This is a genomic window from Catenuloplanes sp. NPDC051500 (genome assembly GCF_044454585.1).
Lineage (GTDB): Bacteria > Actinomycetota > Actinomycetes > Mycobacteriales > Micromonosporaceae > Catenuloplanes.
Genome location: NZ_JBITDX010000030.1, coordinates 18,417 through 42,128, shown reverse-complemented (window position 1 = coordinate 42,128; position 23,712 = coordinate 18,417). Strand labels below are relative to the sequence as shown.

21 protein-coding genes are annotated in these 23,712 nt (G+C 71.5%); 4 read left to right on the top strand and 17 right to left on the bottom strand.

What is annotated here, in order from left to right; all coding sequences use genetic code 11:
* Positions 1-3: 3 nt before the first annotated feature.
* The gene (locus ACIA8K_RS36965; RefSeq protein WP_396068056.1) at positions 4-981 is read right to left on the bottom strand and encodes an aldo/keto reductase; all 978 of its coding nucleotides are present in this window, start codon (positions 979-981) and stop codon (positions 4-6) included.
* A gap of 52 nt (positions 982-1,033) precedes the next feature.
* On the opposite strand from ACIA8K_RS36965, the gene ACIA8K_RS36960 reads away from it, so the two are divergent.
* On the top strand, positions 1,034-2,167 hold the full coding sequence (locus ACIA8K_RS36960) for an acyl-CoA dehydrogenase family protein (protein ID WP_396068054.1): 1,134 nt from the start codon (positions 1,034-1,036) through the stop codon (positions 2,165-2,167).
* Positions 2,168-3,435: 1,268 nt separating this feature from the next.
* Here ACIA8K_RS36960 and ACIA8K_RS36955 read toward each other — a convergent pair.
* The 4 genes from ACIA8K_RS36955 to ACIA8K_RS36940 form a co-directional block, all read right to left on the bottom strand.
* The gene (locus tag ACIA8K_RS36955) at positions 3,436-4,194 is read right to left on the bottom strand and encodes a DUF4253 domain-containing protein (protein ID WP_396068052.1); all 759 of its coding nucleotides are present in this window, start codon (positions 4,192-4,194) and stop codon (positions 3,436-3,438) included.
* 80 nt (positions 4,195-4,274) lie between these two features.
* Positions 4,275-5,288, bottom strand: coding sequence for a methyltransferase domain-containing protein (locus ACIA8K_RS36950; RefSeq protein ID WP_396068050.1), 1,014 nt, complete (start codon positions 5,286-5,288; stop codon positions 4,275-4,277).
* A gap of 45 nt (positions 5,289-5,333) precedes the next feature.
* Positions 5,334-5,864, bottom strand: coding sequence for an RNA 2'-phosphotransferase (locus tag ACIA8K_RS36945; protein WP_396068048.1), 531 nt, complete (start codon positions 5,862-5,864; stop codon positions 5,334-5,336).
* Between the two features lie 89 nt (positions 5,865-5,953).
* Positions 5,954-9,421 carry a PA14 domain-containing protein gene (locus tag ACIA8K_RS36940; protein WP_396068046.1) on the bottom strand — a complete coding sequence of 1,156 codons (3,468 nt, stop codon included), beginning with the start codon at positions 9,419-9,421 and terminating at the stop codon, positions 5,954-5,956.
* Between the two features lie 201 nt (positions 9,422-9,622).
* On the opposite strand from ACIA8K_RS36940, the gene ACIA8K_RS36935 reads away from it, so the two are divergent.
* On the top strand, positions 9,623-10,828 hold the full coding sequence (locus ACIA8K_RS36935; RefSeq protein WP_396068044.1) for an MFS transporter: 1,206 nt from the start codon (positions 9,623-9,625) through the stop codon (positions 10,826-10,828).
* Here the strand turns inward: ACIA8K_RS36935 and ACIA8K_RS36930 are convergent.
* The 8 genes from ACIA8K_RS36930 to ACIA8K_RS36895 form a co-directional block, all read right to left on the bottom strand.
* Positions 10,821-11,999 (bottom strand): alpha/beta hydrolase, encoded by a 1,179-nt coding sequence (locus ACIA8K_RS36930; RefSeq protein WP_396068042.1) that lies wholly within the window; start codon positions 11,997-11,999, stop codon positions 10,821-10,823. The genes ACIA8K_RS36935 and ACIA8K_RS36930 overlap by 8 nt on opposite strands.
* A gap of 295 nt (positions 12,000-12,294) precedes the next feature.
* Positions 12,295-12,960, bottom strand: coding sequence for a hypothetical protein (locus ACIA8K_RS36925; RefSeq protein ID WP_396068040.1), 666 nt, complete (start codon positions 12,958-12,960; stop codon positions 12,295-12,297).
* Between the two features lie 69 nt (positions 12,961-13,029).
* Entirely contained in the window at positions 13,030-13,434 is a 405-nt protein-coding gene (gene sodN, locus ACIA8K_RS36920; protein ID WP_396068038.1) for a superoxide dismutase, Ni, read from the bottom strand.
* Position 13,435: 1 nt separating this feature from the next.
* Positions 13,436-13,921 carry a flavin reductase gene (locus ACIA8K_RS36915; RefSeq protein WP_396068036.1) on the bottom strand — a complete coding sequence of 162 codons (486 nt, stop codon included), beginning with the start codon at positions 13,919-13,921 and terminating at the stop codon, positions 13,436-13,438.
* 80 nt (positions 13,922-14,001) lie between these two features.
* Complete coding sequence (locus ACIA8K_RS36910; RefSeq protein ID WP_396068034.1) at positions 14,002-14,178, bottom strand: Imm1 family immunity protein; 177 nt, start codon at positions 14,176-14,178, stop codon at positions 14,002-14,004.
* Complete coding sequence (locus tag ACIA8K_RS36905) at positions 14,175-14,594, bottom strand: YbaB/EbfC family nucleoid-associated protein (protein WP_396068032.1); 420 nt, start codon at positions 14,592-14,594, stop codon at positions 14,175-14,177. The genes ACIA8K_RS36910 and ACIA8K_RS36905 overlap by 4 nt, the downstream gene beginning before the upstream one ends.
* A gap of 63 nt (positions 14,595-14,657) precedes the next feature.
* A complete protein-coding gene (locus ACIA8K_RS36900; RefSeq protein WP_396068030.1) occupies positions 14,658-14,915 on the bottom strand; it encodes a YbaB/EbfC family nucleoid-associated protein in 258 nt (85 codons plus the stop codon).
* A 47-nt stretch (positions 14,916-14,962) separates the two neighbouring features.
* Positions 14,963-15,721 (bottom strand): sulfite exporter TauE/SafE family protein, encoded by a 759-nt coding sequence (locus tag ACIA8K_RS36895; protein ID WP_396068028.1) that lies wholly within the window; start codon positions 15,719-15,721, stop codon positions 14,963-14,965.
* Positions 15,722-15,809: 88 nt separating this feature from the next.
* Here ACIA8K_RS36895 and ACIA8K_RS36890 point away from each other — a divergent pair, with 88 nt between their 5' ends.
* Positions 15,810-17,375 carry a flavin monoamine oxidase family protein gene (locus ACIA8K_RS36890; RefSeq protein ID WP_396068026.1) on the top strand — a complete coding sequence of 522 codons (1,566 nt, stop codon included), beginning with the start codon at positions 15,810-15,812 and terminating at the stop codon, positions 17,373-17,375.
* Here the strand turns inward: ACIA8K_RS36890 and ACIA8K_RS36885 are convergent.
* The gene (locus ACIA8K_RS36885; RefSeq protein WP_396068024.1) at positions 17,362-18,540 is read right to left on the bottom strand and encodes an EAL and HDOD domain-containing protein; all 1,179 of its coding nucleotides are present in this window, start codon (positions 18,538-18,540) and stop codon (positions 17,362-17,364) included. The genes ACIA8K_RS36890 and ACIA8K_RS36885 overlap by 14 nt on opposite strands.
* Before the next feature lie 206 nt (positions 18,541-18,746).
* Complete coding sequence (locus ACIA8K_RS36880; protein ID WP_396068022.1) at positions 18,747-19,985, bottom strand: saccharopine dehydrogenase family protein; 1,239 nt, start codon at positions 19,983-19,985, stop codon at positions 18,747-18,749.
* A gap of 113 nt (positions 19,986-20,098) precedes the next feature.
* Between ACIA8K_RS36880 and ACIA8K_RS36875 the strand changes: the two genes are divergently transcribed.
* The gene (locus ACIA8K_RS36875) at positions 20,099-20,800 is read left to right on the top strand and encodes a TetR/AcrR family transcriptional regulator (protein WP_396068020.1); all 702 of its coding nucleotides are present in this window, start codon (positions 20,099-20,101) and stop codon (positions 20,798-20,800) included.
* A 14-nt stretch (positions 20,801-20,814) separates the two neighbouring features.
* Here ACIA8K_RS36875 and ACIA8K_RS36870 read toward each other — a convergent pair whose 3' ends face one another.
* Positions 20,815-22,512: a DUF4331 domain-containing protein gene (locus ACIA8K_RS36870; protein WP_396068018.1), complete on the bottom strand. Its 1,698-nt coding sequence runs from the start codon at positions 22,510-22,512 to the stop codon at positions 20,815-20,817.
* 177 nt (positions 22,513-22,689) lie between these two features.
* On the bottom strand, positions 22,690-23,712 hold the full coding sequence (locus tag ACIA8K_RS36865) for a BadF/BadG/BcrA/BcrD ATPase family protein (protein ID WP_396068016.1): 1,023 nt from the start codon (positions 23,710-23,712) through the stop codon (positions 22,690-22,692).

The window sequence follows — 23,712 nt, the reverse complement described above, 5'->3', positions numbered from 1 at the left end:
GTCCTACGAATGATCCGTCACCGGGTGCGGCCGGTACGGCGCCTCAAGCGCTGTGACCTCCTCGTCTGACAGCGTCACCGCAAGCGCGGCCACCGCGTCCTCGATGTGCGCGAGCTTCGAGGCGCCCACGATCGGCGCGGTCACCACCGGCCGGGACAGCACCCAGGCCAGCGCCACCTGTGCGGCCGGCAGCCCGCGCTCGTCAGCGATCCGCCGCACCTCGGACGCCACCTCGAGGTCGTCGTCCGAGTACAGGTCGCGGGCGATCGCGTCCGTCCGGGCCCGCGTGGTGTGCTCGCCGTCCCTGGTTCGCGACCCGGCCAGCAGCCCGCGGGCGAGCGGGCTCCACGGGATCACGCCGACGCCGGAGTCCGCGCAGAGCGGCAGCATCTCCCGCTCCTCCTCGCGGTAGACCAGGTTGTACTGCGGCTGCATCGACACGAACGGCGTCCACCCGTTGCGGGCCGCCACGTGCTGCGCCTTCGCGAACTGCCAGGCGAACATGCTTGACGCGCCGAGGTACCGGGCCTTGCCGGCGCGCACCACGTCGTGAAGCGCCTCCATGGTCTCCTCGATCGGCGTGTCGTAGTCCCAGCGGTGGATCTGGTACAGGTCCACGTAGTCGGTGCCGAGGCGCCGCAGCGAGTCGTCGATCGAGGCCATGATGTGCTTGCGGGACAGGCCGCCGTCGTTCGGCCCGTCGCCCATCGGGTGGAAGACCTTGGTGGCCAGCACGTAGTCCTCGCGGCCATGGAAGAACGCGCGCAGCAGCCGGCCGGTGACCTCCTCGCTGCCACCCACCGAATACATGTCAGCGGTGTCGAAGAACGTCACGCCCAGCTCGACCGCGCGGCGGACGATCGGCTTCGCGGCGTCGCCGTCGAGCACCCACTCCCGCCAGGACGGCGAGCCGTAGGTCATCATGCCGAGGCAGATGCGGGAGACCTTGAGACCTGTGGCGCCGAGCCGCACGTAATCCATGGCCGGAGACGTTACTCGCCCGTATGGCTTAACGTCCGTTAACCTGACTGACATGTGGATCCCGCCCACCGACGAGGCCCGCGACCTGCTCGGCCTCGTCGAAGAGATCGCCGACGGTGAACTCACCCCGGCCACCGCCGCCGCCCACGAGGCGAGCGGCGAGTTTCCCCGGGACATCGTCCGCACGCTCGGCCGCGCCGGCCTGCTAGGACTCCCCTACCCCGCCGAACTCGGCGGCGCCGGCCAGCCGTACGAGGTGTACCTGCGCGTGCTGGAACGCCTCGCCTACCGGTGGCTTACCGTCGCCGAGGCGGTAAGCGTGCACACGCTCTCCTGCTACCCGGCCGCGATCTTCGGCGACGACACAGTGCGCAAGCTGGTCCCCGACCTGATCGGCGGCGAACGGCTCGGCGCATACTGCCTCTCCGAGCCGGCCGGCGGCTCCGACGCGGCCGCGCTCACCACACGGGCCGTCCGCGACGACACCTCCTACACCGTCACCGGCACCAAGGCATGGATCACGCACGCGGGCAGCGCCGACTTCTACACAGTCTTCGCCCGCACCGGCGGCCCCGGCCGCGACGGCATCTCCTGCCTGCTGCTCGACGCCACCACACCAGGCCTCACCCCGCAGCCGCGCGAGCGCCTGATGGGCCTGCACGCGGGCGCCCCCGCCCAGGTCGTGCTCGACGACGCCCGGGTCCCCGCGGACCGCTTGATCGGCGCCGAGGGCCAGGGCTTCCACATCGCCATGTCCGCGCTCGACGCCGGCCGGCTCGGCATCGCCGCCTGCGCGGTCGGACTCGCCCAGGCCGCACTCGACTACGCCGTCGCCTACGCTCGCGAACGGACGCAGTTCGGCTCCCGGATCGTCGACTTCCAGGGCATCGGCTTCATGCTCGCCGACGCCGCCACCGGAATCGCCGCCGCCCGCGCGCTCCTCTACACCGCCGCCCGCCTCCGCGACGCCGGCCTGCCGTTCCGCATCGAGGCCGCCCAGGCCAAGCTCTTCGCCACCGACACCGCCATGCGCGTCACCACCGACGCCGTCCAGGTCCTCGGCGGCGCCGGCTACGTCACCGACCACCCGGTCGAGCGCTGGTTCCGCGAGGCCAAACTCCTCCAGATCGTCGAGGGCACCAACCAGATCCAACGCCTCGTCATCGCCCGCAGCCTGGCCAAATAGCCCCCACCAGATCAAGGCCCAATTCCTCTTCCCGCACCCACGGTGGTGCGGCCCGCACGCTCCCGACTCTGTTGCCCATTCGCATGCGGCGGTCTGGGGCCTCACGATCGAAGGCTGGCATCGAGGCCAGGAGCCTGGCGGGCCGTTCCGGCTGGTCGGCGGTCTCGCGGCACGCGGGGGCAGCACGGGCATCGCCTAAGCGGTGGCTGGTCTCGGCGGCTGCGGCCTGGGTGGTCGCAAGGGCCGGCGCCGAGAGAGCGATGTGGCCGGGAGGGGCGGTTGATCTCGGCCTGGGTGGTCGCAAGGGCCGGCACCGAGAGAGCGATGTGGCCGGGAAGGGCGGTTGATCTCGGCCTGGGTGGTCGCAAGGGCCGGCACCGAGAGAACGATGCGGCCGGGAAGGGCGGTTGATCTCGACCTGGGTGGTCGCAAAGGCCAGCACCGGTGCCGAGGCTTGCGGGAGGGCGGTTGGGCTCGGCCAGGGCGGTCGCAAAGGCCGGCACCGAAGCCGGGAGCCGCCGAAGGATCAGTCGATCTTGGCTCTCGCGTGTCGCCGCGCCAGGGTCACGGCAGCTCGGGCGCTCCGCGCCGCGATGGGTTCGTTATGTGGGATCTCGCGTCCATCTGGCGGGATGCAAGATCCTTGCGGCTCTGGTGGCCCTTATTACGCTCGGATAAGGACCACCAGAACCGCAAGGATCTTGACGTGGGCCTTTCCTGACCCTTCGACGTCAGGAAGAACGCACAGGGAGGCACTCAAATAGGGAAATGTCCGGCGCGTAGCGCGCGAACCTGTGCACTTATCGCGGATCTCCACCTGACGCGGGTCGCGAGCGCCGGCTGTGTCCTGACATATGCGGACCCGGTGTAGCTCCGCGTTCATGCCCGGCCCTGAGACCTGCCGAAGTGCCGCGACAGACCCGCACACCTGCGGAACTCGCGGCCTCGATGCCGGCCCTTGCGCCCACCCACGCCGCAGTCGCCTCGGTCCGCAGTCGCCTCGGTCCGCAGTCGCGAGACGATAGCCGTGCTGCTCTCGACCTCCGCAACCACAACGACCAGGCGAAGCCACTCACCACGCCCCAGCCCTTTCGACGCTGGATCCCCAGGCAGCCAATGGGCAACAAACTCGCTCCCGCGGGCAAACCGGAGCGCCGGGCTCCGCTGGCGCTCCGCACGTCGCTCGAAGCCGGCCCCGCCGCACAAACCCAACCCCATGCTGGTGATCGCCGCCGGTGATCGCGGGCCCCGGATCTTGGGCTGGGTTCTCAGTCCCACCAGAAGGACCAGATCGGGGCGTTGACGAGCTGGCCGGCGTAGGTCTTGAGGGAGCCGGCGCCCTGGTAGACCTGGTCGGGGCAGAAGGCGAAGTGTTCGGCGGCGAGCGGCCGGGCAGCGGCGGCGGACGTGGGCGGGGTGGGGACGCTGAGGTGGAGTTCGGCGAAGCCGGCGCCGATCAGGACGGCGCCGAAGCGGTCCTCCCAGGAGCGGAGCACCGCGGAGAGCTGGGCACTGTCCGCCACGTAGTTGATCGCGCCGGTCCAGCCGATCGTGGTGACCGCGTCCGCGGGGCGGCCGGCCGGGATCAGTCCGAGACGGCGGGCGGGGCGCATCCGCAGCCACTCGGTCGCGGCGTCGTCGGCGGTGCGGGCGGGATCGCCGAACCGGATCGCCGGCGCGAGGCCGGGCCAGCCGCTGCCGTAGGGCGCGAGATCGTCGCTGTCGCCGTCGGGGCTGGTGTTGTCGTCCCAGCCGGTGGCGAGCAGCGCGGCCGGGTCGAAGGCGGCCGGATCGGACGCGTCGGACGGGCTGAACTCGCCGTCGTCCCAGGGACGGGTGCTGCCGTCGTCGTCGCCGAGCGCGTCGAGCAGCAGCGGCCACAGACCTGACGTGGCGTGGGCGGCCCGGAGCGTGGGCCACAGGCCTGCGGGCGCGGGACCGTCGCTGACCCACATCGCGGGCTTGTCGTCGCCCTCACCGGTGACGAGCTTGCCGGGTGGAAGGGGTACGGAGAGTGAGTCAAGCATGGTTTTGGACGCTAGCAGCGCCGCGGCCGATATCGGGGCCGGTCGGAAGGACGCCTGCGCAATCGGTCACGAAGGCGCGGTCACCCGGCCATTCTGTTGCGGAACGCCTGCTTGCGGCGCTCGCGTTCCTCCCGGTCCCGGCGCCGCCACTCGTCCATGTCTGCCTCGGACCGGGCGCGCACCTCGCCGGCCGGGTCCCAGTCCAGGCCCGCTGCCTGGGCCGCGGTGACGATCTGGTCGAGCGCCACGCCCATCCGCCGCAACCGGGCGATCTTCTCCAGCGAGTCGTCGGGCATCGGCACGCGTGCCGGCCGCCCCGCGCCGTCGTCGACGACCGCCCACAGCCGGTCCGGGCGCGGGTCGAAGCGCAGCGCGGACGCCTGGCGCGGCGGACCGGCCGTGGCCATCACGACAAGGCCCGGCGCGTCGTCGTCCGCCGGGTCGACGCGGAAGCCGGTCTCCTCGAGCACGCTCAGGTACCAGGCGTCGGATCGCAGCCGGATCTCCCGCTCCAACTCGATCTCGGTGCCGTCCGCGAACCGGTAGCCGGCCTGATAGCGGATCCGGTCGCCGAACACGCGTGGATCGTCCCGCCAGGCAGCCGCCCCCGCGGGAAGCTCCTGGTAGGAGGCGGCCCGCGTCCAGCGCGTCCAGTCGCGGGCCGTGAACCGCCGGGCGTCGAACGCCAGCCGCCCACCGGGTCGCAGGGCACGCCGCGCGGCCGCGAAGGTGGCGATCAGCTCCCGGTCGTCGGTGATCTCCGAGACCACCCCGCCGGAGAGCACGACCAGCTCGAACGCGGAGGTCGGCAGCGCGAGCGCGTCCCCGTGGATCCAGGTGATCAACGCCCCGATCGGGTGACGCCGGGCCACGTCGAGCATAGCCCGGGACGGGTCGACAGCCGTGACGCGATGCCCGCGCCGGGCCAGCTCGGCCGCGAGTCGCCCGGTCCCGCACCCGACGTCCGCGACCGACACCGCCGGCAGCTGGGCGGCCACGTCGACGTAGAACGGGTGCTGGGGCGGTTGTGGGTGTCGCGCATCATGCAACGCCACGATCCGGGGATCCGTGAACTCCGCGGATATGGCGCTCATCGGCACAGTCTAGGCAGCGATGATCGGCCGCTGCTGAGCGGTCTTTCAGCCGTTTTCGCCGAGGTAGCCCGGCGGCACGGCGTCGGTCAGCCAGACCCCGTTCACGCTGCGGAAAAAGGCGTGCCCGTCGGCCGCCATCCGGGCCGCGTCGACGGTGAGCACGACGGGCCGGCCGTGGCGCGCGCCGACCGTGCGGGCCGTGACCGGGTCCGGGGAGAGGTGCACGTGGTGGCGATCGCCTCTGACCAGGCCCTGGGCGCGGATCGAGGCGAGATTCCGGTCCGCGGTGCCGTGGTAGAGCAGCTCCGGCGGGTCCTGCGGCGCGTAGCCGAGGTCGACAGTGACGGAATGGCCCTGGTTGGCGCGGATCCGCTCGCCGTCCGGAGTCTGCTCGATCGTGAACCGCTGCTTGTCATTCTCGGCGACGACGCGGCCGAGCTGCTCACGGGTGAGGTCGAGCGCTTTCAGCAGCGTGGGGACGGGCACCCAGCCGGCCGGGGTGAGCGTGATGCCCGCGCTGTCCGGCCGATGCCGCAGAACCAGAGCGATGCGTTTGCTGGTACGTCTGATGTCCATGTCCCGGGCAGGATAGCCGGGCCGGCCGGCTCGGAGCACCGCATTTTCGTCGGGCTCGCCGGAACACGCCGGCGAGCCCGTTCTCCCTGCTAGATGAGCGTCTGCCGGAAGCGGACAAGCGCCGCCACTCCATGCTCGTAGTACTCGACCACCACCGTGTGCTCGCCCGCCGTCAGCACCACATCGGCCGTGTACGTCGTCGGCGCCTGGTCACGCCAGGCGTCGATGACAAGCCGGCCGTCCACCCGCACGCGTACGCCGTCGTCCGCGGTCGCGGACAGCCGATACGTGCCGGCGGCGTAGTCGGAGGTGCGGGTCCAGCGGGCGGAGAAGTTGTCCGCCGGGAGGCGCGGGTCCGGGGAGCCGGCGCCCCAGTCGAAGTCGACCGCATCCGTGTCCCGGGTGACGAGTGGCGCACCTGTCAGGCCAACGTTCCCGAAGTACTCGCCGGCCCACATCTCGGTCGGGCCGGCGTCCGCGATCCGCTGGTAGCCGAACTGTGCCACCGCGTCGCCGCCGTTCTCGAAGTATTCGATGCGGATCTCGTGCGGGCCGGCGAGCAGGATCCGGTCGGTGCTGAAGGCGGCGTGCTGATCGAACCAGCGGTCCACCACAGGCGCGCCGTCGACGAAGATCCGGAGGCCGTCGTCGCTGAGGCCGCTGAACCGGTAGACGCCGGCGGGCAGCGTGTCAGTGCGCGTCCACCGGGCTACGAAGTCGTCCGCGGTGATGGCCGGCGCGGGCGAGCCGGTGCCCCAGTCGAAGGTCAGCGCGGGGTCCTGACGAACAAGATCAGGAGCCCTCGCGGGTACGGCCGGAGTCGTCGAATTCCAGTACTCGGCGTGCCAGGCCGGCGGGTCCACCGGGTCAGCGGTCTGCCGCCAGGACAGCTTCGCCACCGCATCGCAGCAGTTCTCGTAGTATTCCATGACGATCGTGTGCGGCCCGCCGCCGAGCACGGTCCGCGCGGTGCGGGTGGTGGCGCCGCTGTCCGCCCATGCGTCGATCACCCGCAGGCCGTCGACGCTCAGGCGTACCCCGTCGTCAGCGGTCGTGGTGAATTCGTACTCGCCGGGCGCCAGGCTGATCCGCCGCGTCCATCGGGCCGCGAAGTGCTCCCCGGTGATCGTCGGGTCGGGTGAGCCGGTGCCCCAGTCGTGGTCGACGGCCGGCTCCGGGCGGGTCACGTTCGGCGGTGTGCGCGGGATCGCTGGTGCGCTGCCCGCCCCGGGCGTGTTCCAGTACTCGGCGGTGAACTGCTCGTGGGCCTGGTCGGTGGTGGCGGTCCAGGCGAGTTTCGCGAGCGCGTCGCCCCCGCCCTCGTAGTACTCCATGGTGACCGTGTGGTTGCCCGCGCTCAGGTCGCCGATCCATTCGTGCGCGCTTCCGGACTGCGGCACCCAGCTGTCGATCACGAGTTTCCGGTCGATGTAGAGGCGCACGCCGTCGTCCGAGACGGTGGTGAAGCGGTAGCGGCCGGCCGCGAAGTACTGCCGTTTCGTCCACCGGGCGGAGAACTCGTCCGCGCGTACGCCCGCGCCGGGGCTGCCGAGCGCCCACACGAAGTCCACGGCCGGGTCGGACCGGGTCAGCGCGGGCGTACCGGCGAGGGTGGTGTTGTTGAAGAACGTGGCGGTGAACGACGGCGACGGCGCATAGGTGGCGGTGTAGGTCCTGGCGGTGTCAGGTGTGGTGATCGTGTGCCGGATCCCGCCGCCGTCGGACCAGCCGGTGAAGTGGTGGACCCGGCCGTCCGGCCCGGTCGCGGTGGGTGGGGCGTAGAGCTCCCGGTGGAAGCCGGAGACGCCCTGCACCTGGTGGGGCGTGCGCACCGGGATGCCGTCCAGCTGCGCGGTGAGGCCTGGCGGGTCGGTGGTGACAGTGATCGGCGCGGTGATCGGCCGGATCTCGATCGTCTTGGACGTGCTGAGCCCGCTGGAGTCGGTGGCGGTGACAGTGATCCCGTACCAGGTGTCCGCGGCCGTCTCGCCTGTTACCGGGATGGTGAACGAGCCGGCGCGGCCGATCAGCGGACCGGCGAACGGGTGCGTGTGCGTGCCGTGATGAAGCAGCACAGTGGTCCTGATGTCCTTATCGTCCAGGTCGAACCCGGCGCCGTCGATCGCGAACGCGTTGTACGTGATCGTGTCCCCGGCCCGGTAGCTGGACTCGTCCGCCGGGACCGCCACGGTCACCGTCGGCGGAATCCCCACCTGGATCACGATCGGGACCGCCGATGAGGTATGCCCCTGCCCGTCGCTCACGGTCATCGAGACCGTGTACACGCCGACCCGGTCGTAGGTCTTGACCGGCTTCGCCCCGGTGCCGGTGGTGCCGTCGCCGAAGTCCCAGGCGTAGGTGAGGGGGTCGCCGTCCGGGTCGGTGCTGCCGGAGCCGTCGAACCGTACCGTGAGAGGGTTCTGGCCCTTGGTCACGTCCGAGACGGCCTGGGCGCTCGGCGAGTGGTTGCCCAGCTCGTAGGAGATCCGGTAGAGCCGACCGGGGAGGTAGGTCAGGTAGTACAGCGATCCGTCCGGCGCCTCCTTGAGGTCGACCACCGGGCCGGCCGCCGTGTCGAAGTCGTGCACCGCGGTCACGGTCCCGGCCGCGCTGAGCACCGCGCGGCGGATGACGTTCTTCGCGTAGTCGCCGAAGAACAGGCTGCCCCGGTACGCCGCCGGGAAGTTCCCACCCCGGTAGACAGGCCCGCCGGTGACTGCCGCGCTCGCGCCGGAGTGGTGGTAGGCGTGGATCGGGTCGGTGTAGCCGCCGCAGCCGGACGTGCAGACGCCCTCCTGGACCGGCCACCCGTAGTTGGCGCCCTTGACGATCCGGTTGATCTCCTCCCAGGTGTAGTTGCCGACGTCGCCGCCGTAGAGGAACCCGGTCGCGGTGTCGAACTGGAACCGCCACGGGTTGCGGAACCCGTACGCCCAGATCGCCTGTTCCTTTCCGGCCTGCCCGTAGAACGGGTTGTCCGCCGGAATCGAGCCGTCCTTGTTGATCCGCAGGATCTTGCCGTGCGGGTTCGTCAGATCCTGCGCGTTGGACGGGAATCCGTTGTCACCGACCGCGAAGTACATCTTCCCGTCCGGCCCGAACCGGATGCTGCCGCCCACGTGAAGCTGCTGGGACAGCGACTGGGTGTGGAAGATGGTGAACGGCCCCTCGGTGCCGACGTCGCCTGACGCGTTGAACCGCACCAGCCGGTTGCGCAGATCCAGGCCTGTGTAATAGAAGTAGACATAGTGGTTCGTCACGCCGAATTCCGGGTCGAAGGCGATGCCGATCAGCCCCCGGTCACCACTCGGTTCGGACGGCAGATCGGCGAACGGCGTCGGCAGCAGCAGTCCGTTCTTCACTATCTTGACCGTGCCCGCCCGTTCCAGGACGAATATCCGCCCGTCCGGCGCTATCTCGAATCCGGTGGGCCCGTCCAGCCCCGCGCCGACCACAAGTGACGTCTGGAAGTCGGCAGGTGGCGCCGCCCGCACGGGCAGCGGAAGCAGCACCGCGACAAGCAGGCAGGCGAGCAGGGCGAGCAGTCTGACGCGCACGGTTCCCCCTTGTGACTCAGAGGGAACAATTCGACACCGCCGGTCAGTGCCGGCACAATCGCGCAAACGCGCAGAACCTGGTTGCCGGCAGGCTATTGCGCATTGACGGTCCACTGTGCTTCACGCAAGATCCCTTGTATGTTGCAAGCACTGCGAGCTGCGCTACCCGCGCGCCCCGAAGCCCGGCGCGTCCTGATCGGCGTGTTCATTTCCGCCCTCGGACGCGGCCTGACACTACCGTTCCTGTTCATCTACCTGACCGACGTGCGCGGGCTCTCCGACGCGCTCGCCGGCCTGGCCATCGGCTGGTACGGCGCGGTCGTCCTGGCGCTCTCCCCGCTCGCCGGCACGCTGATGGACCGCTACGGCGCCCGCCGCGTGGTGCTCCCCAGCCTGGCCGTCGAGGCGGCCGGCACCGCCTGCCTCGCGCTCGTCGACGGGCCCGTGACCGCGTTCGGCGTCGCCACGCTGGTCGCGGCGGGCGGCGCGTCGGTCTACTCCGGCCAGTCCGTGATCCTGTCCTCGCTCACCGCTGACGACGAGCGGCAGAGCACGTTCGGCCTGCAGTTCACGCTTCTCAACCTGGGCATCGGCATCGGCGGCCTGATCTCCGGCGCGGTGGTCGACACGGCGCGGCCCGGCACGTTCGAGGTGATCTACCTGGTGGACGGCATCACGTTCCTGGCGCCGCTGCTGATCCTGCTCGGCATGCCGTCGGCCGGCCGCCGTCTCACCGGGCCGGCGTCCACCGGCTCCGGTGGCAGCTACCTGGCCGTGTTGCGCGACCGTACGTTCCGCCGCGTCGTGCTGTTCGGGCTGATCCTCACCACCTGTGGATACGCCCAGATCGAGGTCGGTTTCGCGGCGTACGCGATCCGGGTCGCCGACACCACGCCGCGGATCGTGGCCTGGGCGCTTGCCGCGAACACGGTCACGATCGTCGTCTCGCAGCTCCTCGTGCTCCGCTTCCTGCACGGCCGGAGCCGCAGCCGCAGCCTGGCCGCGGTCGGCGTCATCTTCGCGGCCAGCTGGCTGATCCTGGGCGCGGCAGGCGTGGCCGGCCGGGAGGCGCCGCTGCTGGCCGCCGCCGGTGTGATCCTCTGCTCGATGGTCTTCGCCTCCGGTGAGACGTTCCTGTCGCCGGTGCTGCCCGCGGTGACGAACGCGCTCGCCCCCGACGCGCTGCGCGGCCGCTACAACGCGGTCATGTCGATCAACTGGGGGATCAGCGGCATCCTGGGACCGGTCACCGCCGGCCCGCTCATCGGCGCGGGCGGAGGCGCGCTGTGGGTCGGGCTGACGGTCGGCGGGTGCCTGGTCGCGTCGCTCATCGCGCTGTCGTTGCGCGGGCTGCTGACGCCGGCGGAGGACGGCCGGGCCCTCAGCCTGGCTCCCGCCCTCAGGTGAACAGCGCGGTGAGCGCGGCCGGGAGGAGACGGCGCCAGTTGACGTAGTCGTGGCCGCCCAGGTATTCGCGGTAGACGAGCGGATAGCCCCGGGACACAAGCACGTCACGGAACCGCCTGTTGACGTCGAGCTGGGGTGGGGCGCCCGCCGGGCCGGGCATGGTCTCGCGGTCGCCCACGTCGGCGTAGAAGCGGAGATCCGCGCGCGGCAGCGAGGCGAACCGGGAGGTCAGCCACTCCGGCTCGCCGTCCGGTCCGGGACGCCAGAAGCTGCCGGACTGGGAGAGCACCCGGCCGAAGACGTCCGGGGCGCCTAAAGCGACGTGGGCGGCGGTCAGGCCACCGAGCGAGACGCCGGCCAGACCGGTGCGCGCGGGGTCCGGCGTGGTGCCGCACTCGCGCCGGGACCAGGGTATGAGTTCGCGCGCGACGAACTCGGCGTAGGCCGGATCGGTGCCGAGTTCGTCGTCCCGGCCGGCGTCGACGACGTGCACGAAGAGGCAGATCATCGGCGGGATCCGGCCCGCCGCGATCAGCCGGTCCAGCAGCGTGGGCATTCTCAGCACGCGCTGGGCGAGGTGGCCGTCGAAGACGACGAGCGTGCCGAGCTCCCGCGCCGGTACGCCGGCGGGCCGGTAGACCGTGACATGGCGGGGGCCACCGAGCGCGGCACTGTGGACCTCGGCGGCGGACAGCGCCCCGCGCGGCACCCGCGGGCCGGTCAGCCAGGGCTCCGGCGGCGCATCAGGCAGCTCGAGAAGCGAGGCCCAGCAGTCGCGGTCGGTGGGATCGATCGGGTCGCGCGGAAAGGGGAACCGGTGCGGATTGAGCGGGTCGACATGCGTCTCCCCCACACCCGTGTCGTCGTGCGGCGATCCGGCCGCGTCACCGTGACCCAGGTAGTAGAGCGTGCGCAGCCGGGACGGGAGCGCCACTGTCGCGTGCCAGACGTCGGTGCCGGGCGTGCGCACGAGCGTGGCCCCCGCGCCCCAGCGCACCGTGGTGGTCTCCGCCTCGCCGCGCCAGCAGAACGTCACGCAGGACGTGCCGGGCGGCCCCGGCGAGATCAACGGCCCACCGCGCGTCTGTGCGGTGTTCCAGAGTCGTTCTGCCGCCTCGGGCACGCCGGCTCGCACAGTGTCCAGCAGCGCGCCGATCCGGTCGTCGATCATGAGCCGCTCCCCGGGTCGGTCCTCCAGGGATCACCATCGTCGATCCGGCCGCCCTGAGTCACGGGCTGAACACGCATTGTTGCCGGGTTGTCATAGATCAACAGGCATCGGTCGCGCGCTACGGCAGCTACCACCTGTGCTTCTGCGCGTCCCGGAACGGCCCGGCGTGGCGGTCGCGGACCCCCCGCCGGGCCGTTCCAGGACGCGTGCGGCGAACCGCTTGTCGCGGCCGGGCGTACCCCGATCCAATGGTCTTCACCGACGACGACGGCGCGATCGCCCCGATGTGGGTCTCCTAGAAGAGCAGCGCCGTCAGCGTCGCCGCCACGCCTGTCAGCACCAGACCCACGATCAGGACCCGTCGACGGTACGCCGAGAAGCGCCCTCGAACCTCCGCCGGATCGCCCTCGGCGGTGCCGTCCGCCCAGCCGCCCCGGACCAGCCGCCGCGTGCCGTCCGCCTCGATCAGCAACGTGCCGGTGACGATCATCGCGGTCGCCGGGCGCACCACGTCCTCGGTCACGGAGTAGGGCCGCTTCAGCCCGTCCCGCTCCCGGCCGTTGTCCTGATAGGACCGTGCGATCATCGGTGCCCGCAATGCGAACAGCCCTTGCCGCGCCAGATCCTCCGCGACCTCGACCCGCACGCCACCGTGGCGGATCCCCCGGTCGCCCTCGCCGCGCTCGACGTCGGTGCGCCAGTCCACGTACCCGCTGCCGTCCCGGTGCCCGCGCCGCACCGTCTCCCCGTGCCACACGCACGGCGTCCGCGACCAGGGGCCCACCGCACCGCTGTCCGGCGCGGTGCTGCCGCCCACGGTCACCGGGCTGCCGTCCTTCACCGAGTCCAGCTGGTCACACCGCAGCACCGGCCGGCGGCGCAACCTCAGCCACCGCATCCAGGACCGCGTCCACACCAGCGCGGCCACCCCCACCCCGACCCACGCAACGACGACAGCCACGATCACCCCGACAGCATGCCGTGTCCGCCGCCGCGCCCGACACCGGGGCGGCGGCGGACACGGTGCCGGTCAGGCCTGCTTGGTCTCCCAGAAGATCGTGGAGATCTCCTCGATGGTGGCGAGGAGCTGGTCGGCAACGGCCGGGTCGGCCGTACCCTTGGCGCCGCCCGCGCCGGCCAGCTTGGTGGCCTTGTTGAAGGGGCCGTGCAGCTGGGGGTACTTCTCGAAGTGCGGGGGCTTGAAGTAGTCGGTCCAGAGCACCCACAGGTGGTGCTTGACCAGCTCGGCGCGCTGCTCCTTGATGATCAGCGCGCGGGTACGGAACTCCGGGTCGGAGCTGGCCTGGTATTTCTCGGCGATCGCCTTGACGGACTGGGCCTCGATGCGGGCCTGTGCCGGGTCGTAGACGCCGCACGGCAGGTCGCAGTGCGCGCTGGCGATCAGGGTCGGGGTGAGGAAGCGCGGGAGACGCAACTCAATGTCCTTTCGCGGTGGTGAAGGTACGGTCGAAGTGGATCAGGCGGTCTCCGAGGTCGCCGAGCACCACGGAGAGCACCTCGGCGACGACAACTGTCGAGGTGCCGACCGGCAGCAGGTGCAGCGGCCGGCACCTGAGCGCGGCCTGCGCGCCGGCCAGCAGCGGCTCGCCGGTGGGCAGCGTGTCCCAGCCCTGTTCCGGCGTGAAGCGCGGCGCGCCCGCGGTGGCGAACGCGGCTGCGATCCCGGCGTGCGACGGCCCGAGCAGGTGCACCACGAACGACGGCGCGTCCACGATCACCCGGGCCGACGGCGAGCCCATCACCGAGAACGAGAGCGCGGGTGGCGCGACCGACACCGACGCGACGCTTGACGCGGTCAGGCCCGCGGGCCCGTCCGGCCCGGCGGCGGAGATCAGCGCCACGCCGGTCGGGTAGCCGCGGAAGGCGTCCCGGAACCGGGCGGAGATGTCGGTGGTGATCACGTGGTTCCTCGTTCGCCGCGGTGCTGTGCCGGGAAGAACGGTAAAACCTCAACCACGCTTCACGTCAACCGAGACCAGCGTCACCCCGCCTCGGGCACCCACTCCAGGCCGCCGGGACGCTCCCCGGTCGACAGATAGGCACCCACCGCGCGCCGGGCCGTCGCCACACTGACCCTGGCTGTCTCGCCGGGCAGGGTCAGTCCCATCGCGTCACCGCCGGTGCGGAGCTGTTCCGGCTCCACCTGGAAGCCGGTCACGGCCGCGATCCGAGACGGTTCATCACGTCGGTGAGCGCGCCGGTGAAGCGGGCCATCTGCCGCATGCCCTCGTCCTGCACGCGCTCGACCTGGGCGGTGAGCGCGACCAGGTCAGGTGCCGCGCCAGCGGCGGCGCCGGCCTGCGCGGCGGCATCATCGAGTGCGGCGTTGACGGCCACCGTCACCGCGGCCGCGATCTCGTCGAACGTCAGGCGCCGCAACTGCGCGTCGAGACGGACCCCGGCGATCCGGCCGCCGGCGCCGGCACTCACCACCACCAGCCCGTCCTGTGCCTCGCCCCGGCCCTCGACCGGCGGCTGATCCGCATCGGGCGCGGCGGACCGTGCCGCGCCAAGCATGCGGCGTGCCTCGGCCAGCGCGCCTTCCAGCTCCGCGGCCTCACGTTCGATCGCCATGCGCACACCCGGATCGATGATTCGACGCATCGTTGTCATTCGATCACGCGACCGCAAGGATATCTATGGGGCCGGCCGCCCCAGGTGGTTGAGCGCGTCGGTGAACGCGCCGGTGAAGAGCTCGTCGCGGGCGCCGCGGACCGCGTCCTCGAGAGCGGCGTTCACCGCGCGGACGACCGCGTCTGCCATCTCGTCGTAGGTCAGGCGGTGCAGGCGCGGGTCGATGGCGATGTGCCGGATCCGGCCGTCGCGCCCGGCGACCACCCTGACCAGTCCGTCTAGCGCTTGGCCACGTCCTTCGTACTCGATTTCGGTCGTCATGACGACCACCCCCCGCGTGTCATGACATCACGGGCATGCAAGCGCGTCTATGGAAATAGGACGAGTTTGCCGATCGCGATCAGACCGACCGAGACGATGATCGTGCGCATCACCAGCGGGGACAGCCGGCGGCCGAAGCGCGCGCCGGCCACACCGCCGAGCGTGGCACCGGCCGCGATTAGGGCGACTGCCTGCCAGTCGACCGAGTCCCAGGCGACGATCATAAAGGTGACCGCGGCGATCGCGTTGACGCCCGTGGTGAGCAGATTCTTCAGCGCGGTGATCGACTGCAGCGCGGTGGTGGTCAGCACGCTCATCAGGCCGATGATCAGCACGCCCTGGGCCGCGCCGAAGTAGCCGCCGTAGATGCCCAGCACGTAGATGCCGGCGGTCAGCGCGAGGCTGTGCGGCGTACCCGCTGATGGCCGGTGTTTCTTGATGAACCTCTGCAGTGCGGGGCCCCAGATCACCATGACCAGGCCGAGGCCGATCAGCGCCGGGACGATCGCGCGGAACGCGGAGTCGGGCAGCACCAGCAGCAGCGCCGCGCCGGTGAGGCCGCCGGCAAGTGACGCGGGCAGCAGGCGGCGCAGTGCGGGACCGTGCGCGGCCAGCTCGCGGCGGTACCCGATGGTGCCGGTGATGCCGCCGCCGACCAGGCCGATGTTGTTGGAGATGTTCGCGACGAGCGGCGGGTAGCCGAAGAACAGCAGCGTGGGGAACGTGACAAGGGTCCCGGACCCGACCACCACGTTGATCATGCCGGCCCAGAAGCCGGCGGCAAGGATGGCGAGCGCCTCGATCACATGATCATGATAGTGAATCGAGGTTTCGACATATCTCGTTAACGACTGTTATCTGGTTCACGCAATGCGGCGCTCGCAGACTCCCGGAATGACGACGAGACGAGACTTCCTGCGTGCCGTCGGCGTCTCCGGCGGGGCGGGCGCCATGTTCGCCACGATGGGGGCGCTCGGCCTGGCGCCGGACGCGGCGCACGCGGCCACCCCTGCCTACCGGGCGCCGAGCCCCGGCGACTTCACGCTTACCGGGCGCGCCGCGAAGAGGGTGGTGGTGCTCGGCGGCGGCGTCGCCGGGCTGGCCACCGCCTACGAGCTGGGCAAGGCCGGCTACGACTGCACGGTCCTGGAGGCGCGGGAGGTGGCCGGCGGCCGCAACCGGACGATCCGCGGCGGCGACACCGAGACGGACCTGGACGGGCACACCCAGCGGTCCACGTTCTCCGGCGGGCAGTACCTCAACGCGGGCCCGGCCCGGCTCGCCCAGTGGATGGTGACGCTCGACTACTGCCGCGAGCTGGGCGTGCCGATCGAGGTCTTCACGAACAGCAACGCGGACGCGCTGATCTACAACGCCGGCATGAGCGCGCCGGTGCGCTACCGCACGGCAAAGGCGGATTTCTACGGGTACGTCGCGGAGCTGCTCACCAAGGCCACGAACCAGGGTGCGCTTGACGCCACGCTCACCGCGGAGGACAAGGCGCGCCTGGTGTCCTTCCTGAGCGGCTTCGGCGCGCTCACCGGCGGCGCCTACCAGGGCACGAGCCGGCGGGGGTATGCCTCCGACCCCGGCGCGGGCAACGACGCCGGGACGCCGCTCGGCGCGCCACCCGCCCTCTCCGACGTGCTGGCCTCCGGCGCGGGCCGCTACTTCAGCTTCGAGTTCGGCTACGACCAGGCGATGCTCATGTTCCAGCCGGTCGGCGGCATGGACGCGATCCCGCGCGCGCTCGTGGGTGCGATCGGTGCCCGGCGGGTGGTGCTCGGCGCGGCCGTCACCTCTGTCACCACGACCGAGGGCGGCGTCACCGTCGCCTACACGCGCGCGGGCCGGCCCGCGCAGATCACCGCCGACTTCTGCGTGGCCACGCTCCCGCCGCACCTGATGGCCCGGGTGCCGCACAACCTCGGCACGGACGTCACCGCGGCGCTGGGCACGTTCGGTGTGACCGCGTCCGGGAAGATCGGCCTCGAGTACCGCGGCAGGTGGTGGGAGAACGAGCTCGGCATCTACGGCGGCATCACCGAGACCGACCTGGACCTCGCGCACGTCTGGTACCCGTCGTACGGCTACCACGGGCGGCGCGGCGTGATCGTCGGCTACTACAACACCGGGGCGAATGCGGTGTCGTACGGCGCGCTCACCCACCCGGAGCGGCTGGAACGCGCGCTCACCCAGGGCGCGAGGATCCACGGCGAGCGGTACCGGCAGGATCTCGCGTCGTCGTTCTCTGTCGCGTGGCAGAAGGTGCCGTACCTGGAGGGCGCGTGGACCGGCCCGCCGTACGGCACGCCCGGCTACGACCTGCTGCTCCGGCCGGCCGGGAGGGTCTACTTCGCCGGGGACTGGCTCAGCCACGCGGTCGCCTGGCAGCACGGCGCGCTCGTCTCCGCCCGTGCTGCCGTGACCGCGCTGCACTCCCGTGTCATGACGACGTAGGCGGATCTATCACCTCGTAGGCGGTTATCAGGCCGAGGAGGTTGCCGAGCGCGCCGCTGCCGTCGGTGAGCGCGTCGGTCAGCTCCGCGTTCAGCGACAGCCGCGGCGCCAGCTCGCCCGGGGTCGTCCCCAGCACCTCCGCGGCGGACGACACCAGCCCGACCGCGAACGCCTCGTCCGCCGGCAGGTTCAGCCGGCGGGCCAGGTTCTGCGCCATCCGCGCCCGGCCCAGCCCGGCGGGCGTCTGGCGCGGCACGTCCTCGTCGCCGACCGTGTCGCCGGCAAGCATCAGCGTGGTCCAGTCCCGCAGCCGCTCCTCGCCGAGCAGCAGGATCGCCTCCTGCACGGACTTGACCTGCACGGGCAGGCCCAGCGGGTCCGCGTTCGCGGCGGCCAGGACCCGCATCGACAGCGTGGCGTCCGAGGTGATCAGCGAGTTGACCTGGGAGGCCGGCAGGTTGTTGTCGACGAGCATGCCGAGCAGTTCCATGCCGCGCAGCCGGGGCGCCGGGAGCGCGGCCGCGGAGACGACCTCCGGGCGGGCGGCCGCGTAGCCCTGGAAGCCGTCGAACCCGGCATCAAGCGCGAACTCCATGTGCTCGTCGTTCTCCACCCGCTCCGCGATCACCTTGACGTGCGGGTACTCCCGGCACAGCGCGAGCGTCTCAAGGATGAGGTCGCGGGACGACTCCAGCACGTCGACCTTCACGTAGGTGGCCAGCGGCAGCAGGCGGTCGGCGCCGGTGCCCGGGATGAAGTCGTCGAGCGCGACCTCGTACCCCTCGTTGACCAGGTGGCGGACGCCGTTGACCACCTCGTCGTCGACGTCGATCGTCTCCAGGATCTCCAGCACCACCTTCTCCGGCCCGAACGGCAGCGGCAGCGCGCCGGTGACGAACTCACGCGTCATGTTCAGGAAGCACCTGCCGCCGCCGCCAAGCGACTCCAGCCCGATGTCGGTCATCGAGGTGACGATCACCTGACTGGTCGCGCCCGAGTCACGGTGGGTCGCCTCCAGGGCCGTGGAGTTGCGGCGGAACAGCAGCTCGTGGCCGATGACCGCCCGCTCGCGGTCGAGGATGGCCTGGCGGCCCACGTGTACGGTGCGCGCGAGGCGAGCACCTTCCGGGGAGTTGGACATGGCCGCCGTATCGGCCTCCGGCACGGGTAACTGAACCTTTCCCGCACCGCCCCCGCTACTTTTCGGCGAACCCGGCGTTCGTCTCCAGGCCCGCCGGCTCCAGCCCGCGACGGTTTTTCGGGACCAGCCGCGGGGCCGGCAGGGAGGAGCCCTGGCGACGACCGGTGCCCGCGGGAGCGACGGGCCGCACCACGCCGGGACCGGGAAAGCCGGCTCTTGATCGTGGGTTGTCAGGCCGCCGCAGGGAGAGGCGTCGCGGCCGGGAGTTCGCGCAGCCGCCACGGGGAGCCGTAGGCGGTGAGGAGGTCGAGGAACGGGCGGGCCGGGAACGCCTCCGGGCCGAGCACGCCGGTGCCGGTCCAGGTGCCGGCCGCGATCAGCTCGAGCGCGACGACCGGGTTGATCGCGGTCTGCCAGACGACCGCCTGACAGCCGTATTCGGACATCGACCACTCGTTGTCGACCACGTGGTAGAGGTAGACCTCGCGCGGCGCGCCGCGGAACGTGCCGCGGATCCAGGTGCCGGCGCAGGTCTTGCCGCGCATGCGGGCGCCGAGCGTGGCCGGGTCTGGAAGCGCTGCCGCGACCACGTCGCGCGGGGAGACGGTGACCGGGCCGTGCGGGCCGGGGACGATGATGCCCTCGGTGCGGTCCAGGCCGATCTGGTGCAGCATCCTGAGCGTGCGGATGAACTCCTCGCCGAGGCCGTACTTGAACGTGACCCGGCGGGCCGGCACCCAGCGCGGGATCAGCAGCACCTCCTCGTGCTCCACGTTCACGCACTGCACCGGCCCGATGCCCTCGGGGAAGTCGAAGATCTCCGGTTCGCTGAACGGCGCGGTGGTGAACCAGCCGCGGCCACGCTCCCAGACCACAGGCGGGTTCAGGCACTCCTCGATCATGGTCCAGATGTTGAACGACGGTGCGAATTCGTGCCCGTCGACTGTCAGATTCCCACCGTCGCGCACGCCGATCTCGTCGATCTCGTCGAACAGCTCGTCCGCCGCATGCCGTGCGAACACGTCGGACAGCCCCGGCTCGACACCCATGCCGACAAGCGCCAGGTTCTCCGTCCACGCGCCGGACTGCGCGAACTGCGCGTCGCCGAGCTTGACGCCGCACCGCGTGTAGGGGCTGTCACGGTCCGGCCGGGACAGCGACATCGCCATGTCCAGATAGGTCACGCCGGCCACCCGCGCCGCCTCGAACAACGGCATCACAAACCGAGGATCAACGGCATTGACAAGCACATCCGCCCGGGTACGCCGGATGAGCGCGACGATCGCCGCCGAGTCACCCGCGTCGACCCGCTCCGCAGTGAAGCGCGCGTCACCGACCGCGTGCACCGCCGCCTGCGCCCGGCCGAGGTCGTAGTCGGCCACCACCATCTCATCGAAGAACATTCGCCGGGCGGCGATCCGGGTGATCGCCGTGCCGACACCGCCTGCACCCATCAGCAGGACACGCATGGGGGAGAGACTCCAATCGAACCGGTGTCAATGTTGCGGGGCCCCGTCGCTGATCAAACGCTTGCCGCGCGCGTAAGGTCAACTGTGTTGGCATAAGAGGGCGGGAGATTCCGGTGCCCAAGGCGGTAGTCCCCGAGGAGAAGCGGCGGCGGCGCAGACCGACCCGCAGCGGCAAGGTCCTGTCCGAGCAGATCATCGTGGATACCGCATTACGGCTGCTCAGAGAGCACGGGGCGGCCGGCTTGACGGCGCGGCGCCTCGGACTGGCGCTCGACTGCGACCCGAGCACCCTGTACCGGTATTTCCGCGGCATGGACGAGCTGACGCTCGCGATCGGCGACACACTCATCGGGCAGGCGCTGCACGGGTGGCGGCCGACCGGCTCGTGGCGGGACGATCTGCGCATGCTCGGGCTGCGCATCCACGCGGCATACGTGGCACACCCGCAGGCGGCGGTCCTGACGACCAGCCGGGTGACCGGGCGGGCGAACGAGCTGGCCGCGGACGAGGCGGTGCTGACCGTATTGCGCGCGTCCGGGCTGCCGGTGCCGCAGGCGGTGGGGGTCTATCACGCGTTCATCGATCAGACGCTCGCCTTCGCGGCGCTGGATGCGGCGTCGCTTGCCCTGCCGAACGCGGCGCTGCTGGCGGAGGAGGAGGTGTGGCGCTCGACGTATTCCCGGCTGCCGTCGGCCACGCATCCACACATCGCGGAGGCGGCGCCGTTGCTGGCGACGCAAATGGTGGCGAGCGCGTTTCCGGCGGCGCTGGAGTTGCTTCTGGACGGGGTGGCGGCACGTATGGGGCAGGGTTGAGTCTTGGCGCGTGGTCAGTTGTCGGTGTAGGGATCGCTTGCCGGCGGCAGTGTGGGTTCCTCGGCCGGCGCCTGTCCGGTGACGCGTCCGGGGGTGAACGGCACGGCCGGTGTGGCGGCGGCGGTCTGCCGGCGGTGCCAGAGCAGGCCGAAGACGACAAGTGCGGCGCCGGCGGCACCCGCGAGCCCGGCCGCGGCGGTGGTCAGCACGGTCTGGCGGAGCGGCGACGACTGTGCCGCGAGGTCCGGGGCAAGCGCGGCGCCGGCGCCCTGGTCGGCGGCGGGTGCGGCGGCGGCGGACTTCGACACGGTCGCGGTGTTCGGCAGCGCCACGTAGGGGAACGTGCCGGAGAAGCCCTGGTCGTTCGCGTCGACCCGGTCGCCGGTGCCGAGCGCGTCCACGAGCTTCCCGGTCTGTGCGGCGCCGGCCAGCGCCTGAAGCGAGATGTCCAGGACGTCGTCGGTGAGCCGGCGGCCGTTCGGGAAGCCCTGCGGGTCGCCGCCGAGCACGCCGAGTCGGGACGGTCGCGCGGTGACAGGCGTGCTCAGGTTGAGGCGCAGCATCTCGGACGGGCGGAACGCATCCGGGTCGGCGTCGGGGTTGGCGAGCTGAGAGTTCAGGTCCGTCCTGATCGGGCCGCCGGCCTTGGTGGTGAGCCCGGTCAGGAAGAGCTCGGCAAGGTCGGCGCGGGGTGTGGCGGGCGCGGGGATGTTGTAGATCTTCTGTAGCAGCCGCGGCACCTCGGGGTCGTTGAACCGGGCGGCCAGCGCGGGATTCCCGGCGTCCTGGTCCGGCCTGGACGCGCTGAACGTGTCCTTCAGGCCGGCCGGCACGATCATCTCGTTGATCAGCGGGTTGCCGAGCCGGGACACCTGCACGGTCTCGCCTGTCACGCCGCGGTTCTCGCCGGTGATGCGCACCTTCGGGCGTTCGGTGGTGGCCCAGGCGCCGATCACCGGGTTGCGCGTGCCGTCGTGACCGAGCGCGACGTCCATGTACGGCACCTCGAGCGCGATCGTGTTCACGTTGAAGCCGCGAAGCGAGTCGTTGCCGGTCTCGCTCAGGTCACCGCCGTAGAGCAGGTCGAACACGCGCAGGTCAAGGAAGGACGGGTCGTCCGCCTGGCCCGCGAAAATGCGCCAGCCGCCGTCGAGCGTGACCGAGGCCGCGTCGCGGAGCTTTCCGTAGTCGGGCATCGACGCGTTCCCGACCCGGGACGGCGCGACCGGCGCGCTCGCGGCCGCGGTCTGCCACGGACCGCCGTCGAACGTCGCCTCGAGCTTGTACGACTGCCGGACCAGCAGGTTCTCGTCGTCGAGCGCGGTGACCGGCCCGTCGTTGTAGAGGAACGTCGAGTTCCCACGCCGGTCGTCGGTGCTGAACGTCCACCTGAAGGTCACGTCCGGCTCGGCGTCGCCGTCGTTGTCGACCTTGATGTTGTAGGTGGCGTCAGTCGCGAACGGGAAGAAGTCCGGCCCGCCGTCCGGCGCCTCGAACGGCATCACGGTGAGGAGGAACGTGACGAAGCCGGGCCGGTCCGGGCTGGTGAACGCGTACAGGTCGGTGGTATCCACGGCCGGGTCGGACGCGATCAGCGGCGCCTCGCGAGGGCTTGACGCGTCCGCAGCGGGCGGCGCCAGCAGGTTCAGCCCGGTGCCGGCTATCAGCGCGGCGGCGGTGGCTGCCGCTGACCTCCGCAGTGTCGTGGACATGAAAATCCCCCTGCACATCGAGAAACGTGGCTGGTCCCACGGGCAGGTTCGGTCCCGGGTCCGCCCTGGATGGGACGGTGTTGGCTTCCCGACAACCCCCATCCACCAGGGGGTACGGCGACGAATCCAGGTGTCGACCCGAACTCCGCCCTGGGTGATATTTCCGGAAAATCTCCGCTATCGGTGCACGGTCAGGGCACCGGCAGCAGCGAGCGCGCCCGGGACGGCACCGTGGGTGGCGGCGAGCACGACCGCGCCGTCCACGGGTGATCCGGCGGCCGGCCCCGGCGTCAGGCCGCGGGCGCGGAACGCCTCCTCGACGCGCGCGGCGAGTCCACCACCGGGACGTACCAGGTTGCCGACGACAACGACGCCCGGCGAGGGGAGAGTCGGCGCGAGGCGACCGGCCGCCCCCGCCGTGTCCGCGGAAGGGCGATCACCTGCCGCCCGGGCCGGGTCCGCGGACGCCTGCCGCACGACCGCGCGGGCCGTGTCCGCGAGATGCCCGGCCGCCCGGTCAAGGATCGCCGCCGCCACCGGATCCCGCACCGCCGCCGAGATCACCGCGGGTGCGAAGGCCGCCATCATCCCCGCCCGATCCGCCCGCCCGGTCAGCTCCGCCACCACCGCGGACGGCTCCCCCACGCCCGCCAGCAGCAGCTCCAGCAGCACGGCGGACCCGCCCGGCCGCCCGTCCCGAGCCCGCAACGCCGCCCGCATCCCGGCCCGCCCGATCCACGCGCCACCGCCGTCGTCGCCGAGCAGGTGCCCCCAGCCGTCCGCCCGGCGCCACCCCGCGGCCGCCGATCCGCCGAACGCCACCGCCCCGGTCCCGGCCGCCAGCACCACGCCCGCGCCGCCGTCACCCGTCACCTCGGCGGCGGTCAGCCCGAGCCCGCCGACGTAGGCGATGAGCAGGTCGGAACAGACAAGCACCCGCGCCGTCTGTGGCACGGCGGCGACAAGCGGATCCCGCAGCGCGGCGCCGAACGTGGCCACCCCCGCGCACCCGATCGCCACCGACCTCGCATCGCCGGCAAGCGCCCGTACCAGCTCGCCGACCCTCGGCGCCAGCGACTCTCCCGAGATCCGCACCGGGCCCGGCACCGACAGCTCCGCGACCACCAGGTCACCACGCACGGCCCGCCCGCGCAGCCCCGACCCGCCGACGTCGATCCCGACGACCGATCCGGCGGACAC

Coding starts and splice junctions, on each gene's coding strand:
- ACIA8K_RS36905 (WP_396068032.1), bottom strand. CDS start 14,594: ATGGCGATCGAACGTGAGGCCGCGGAGCTGGAAGGCGCGCTGGCCGAG.
- ACIA8K_RS36960 (WP_396068054.1), top strand. CDS start 1,034: ATGTGGATCCCGCCCACCGACGAGGCCCGCGACCTGCTCGGCCTCGTC.
- ACIA8K_RS36880 (WP_396068022.1), bottom strand. CDS start 19,985: ATGCGTGTCCTGCTGATGGGTGCAGGCGGTGTCGGCACGGCGATCACC.
- ACIA8K_RS36930 (WP_396068042.1), bottom strand. CDS start 11,999: ATGATCGACGACCGGATCGGCGCGCTGCTGGACACTGTGCGAGCCGGC.
- ACIA8K_RS36955 (WP_396068052.1), bottom strand. CDS start 4,194: ATGCTTGACTCACTCTCCGTACCCCTTCCACCCGGCAAGCTCGTCACC.
- ACIA8K_RS36900 (WP_396068030.1), bottom strand. CDS start 14,915: ATGACGACCGAAATCGAGTACGAAGGACGTGGCCAAGCGCTAGACGGA.
- ACIA8K_RS36950 (WP_396068050.1), bottom strand. CDS start 5,288: ATGAGCGCCATATCCGCGGAGTTCACGGATCCCCGGATCGTGGCGTTG.
- ACIA8K_RS36945 (WP_396068048.1), bottom strand. CDS start 5,864: ATGGACATCAGACGTACCAGCAAACGCATCGCTCTGGTTCTGCGGCAT.
- ACIA8K_RS36870 (WP_396068018.1), bottom strand. CDS start 22,512: ATGTCCACGACACTGCGGAGGTCAGCGGCAGCCACCGCCGCCGCGCTG.
- ACIA8K_RS36965 (WP_396068056.1), bottom strand. CDS start 981: ATGGATTACGTGCGGCTCGGCGCCACAGGTCTCAAGGTCTCCCGCATC.
- ACIA8K_RS36890 (WP_396068026.1), top strand. CDS start 15,810: ATGACGACGAGACGAGACTTCCTGCGTGCCGTCGGCGTCTCCGGCGGG.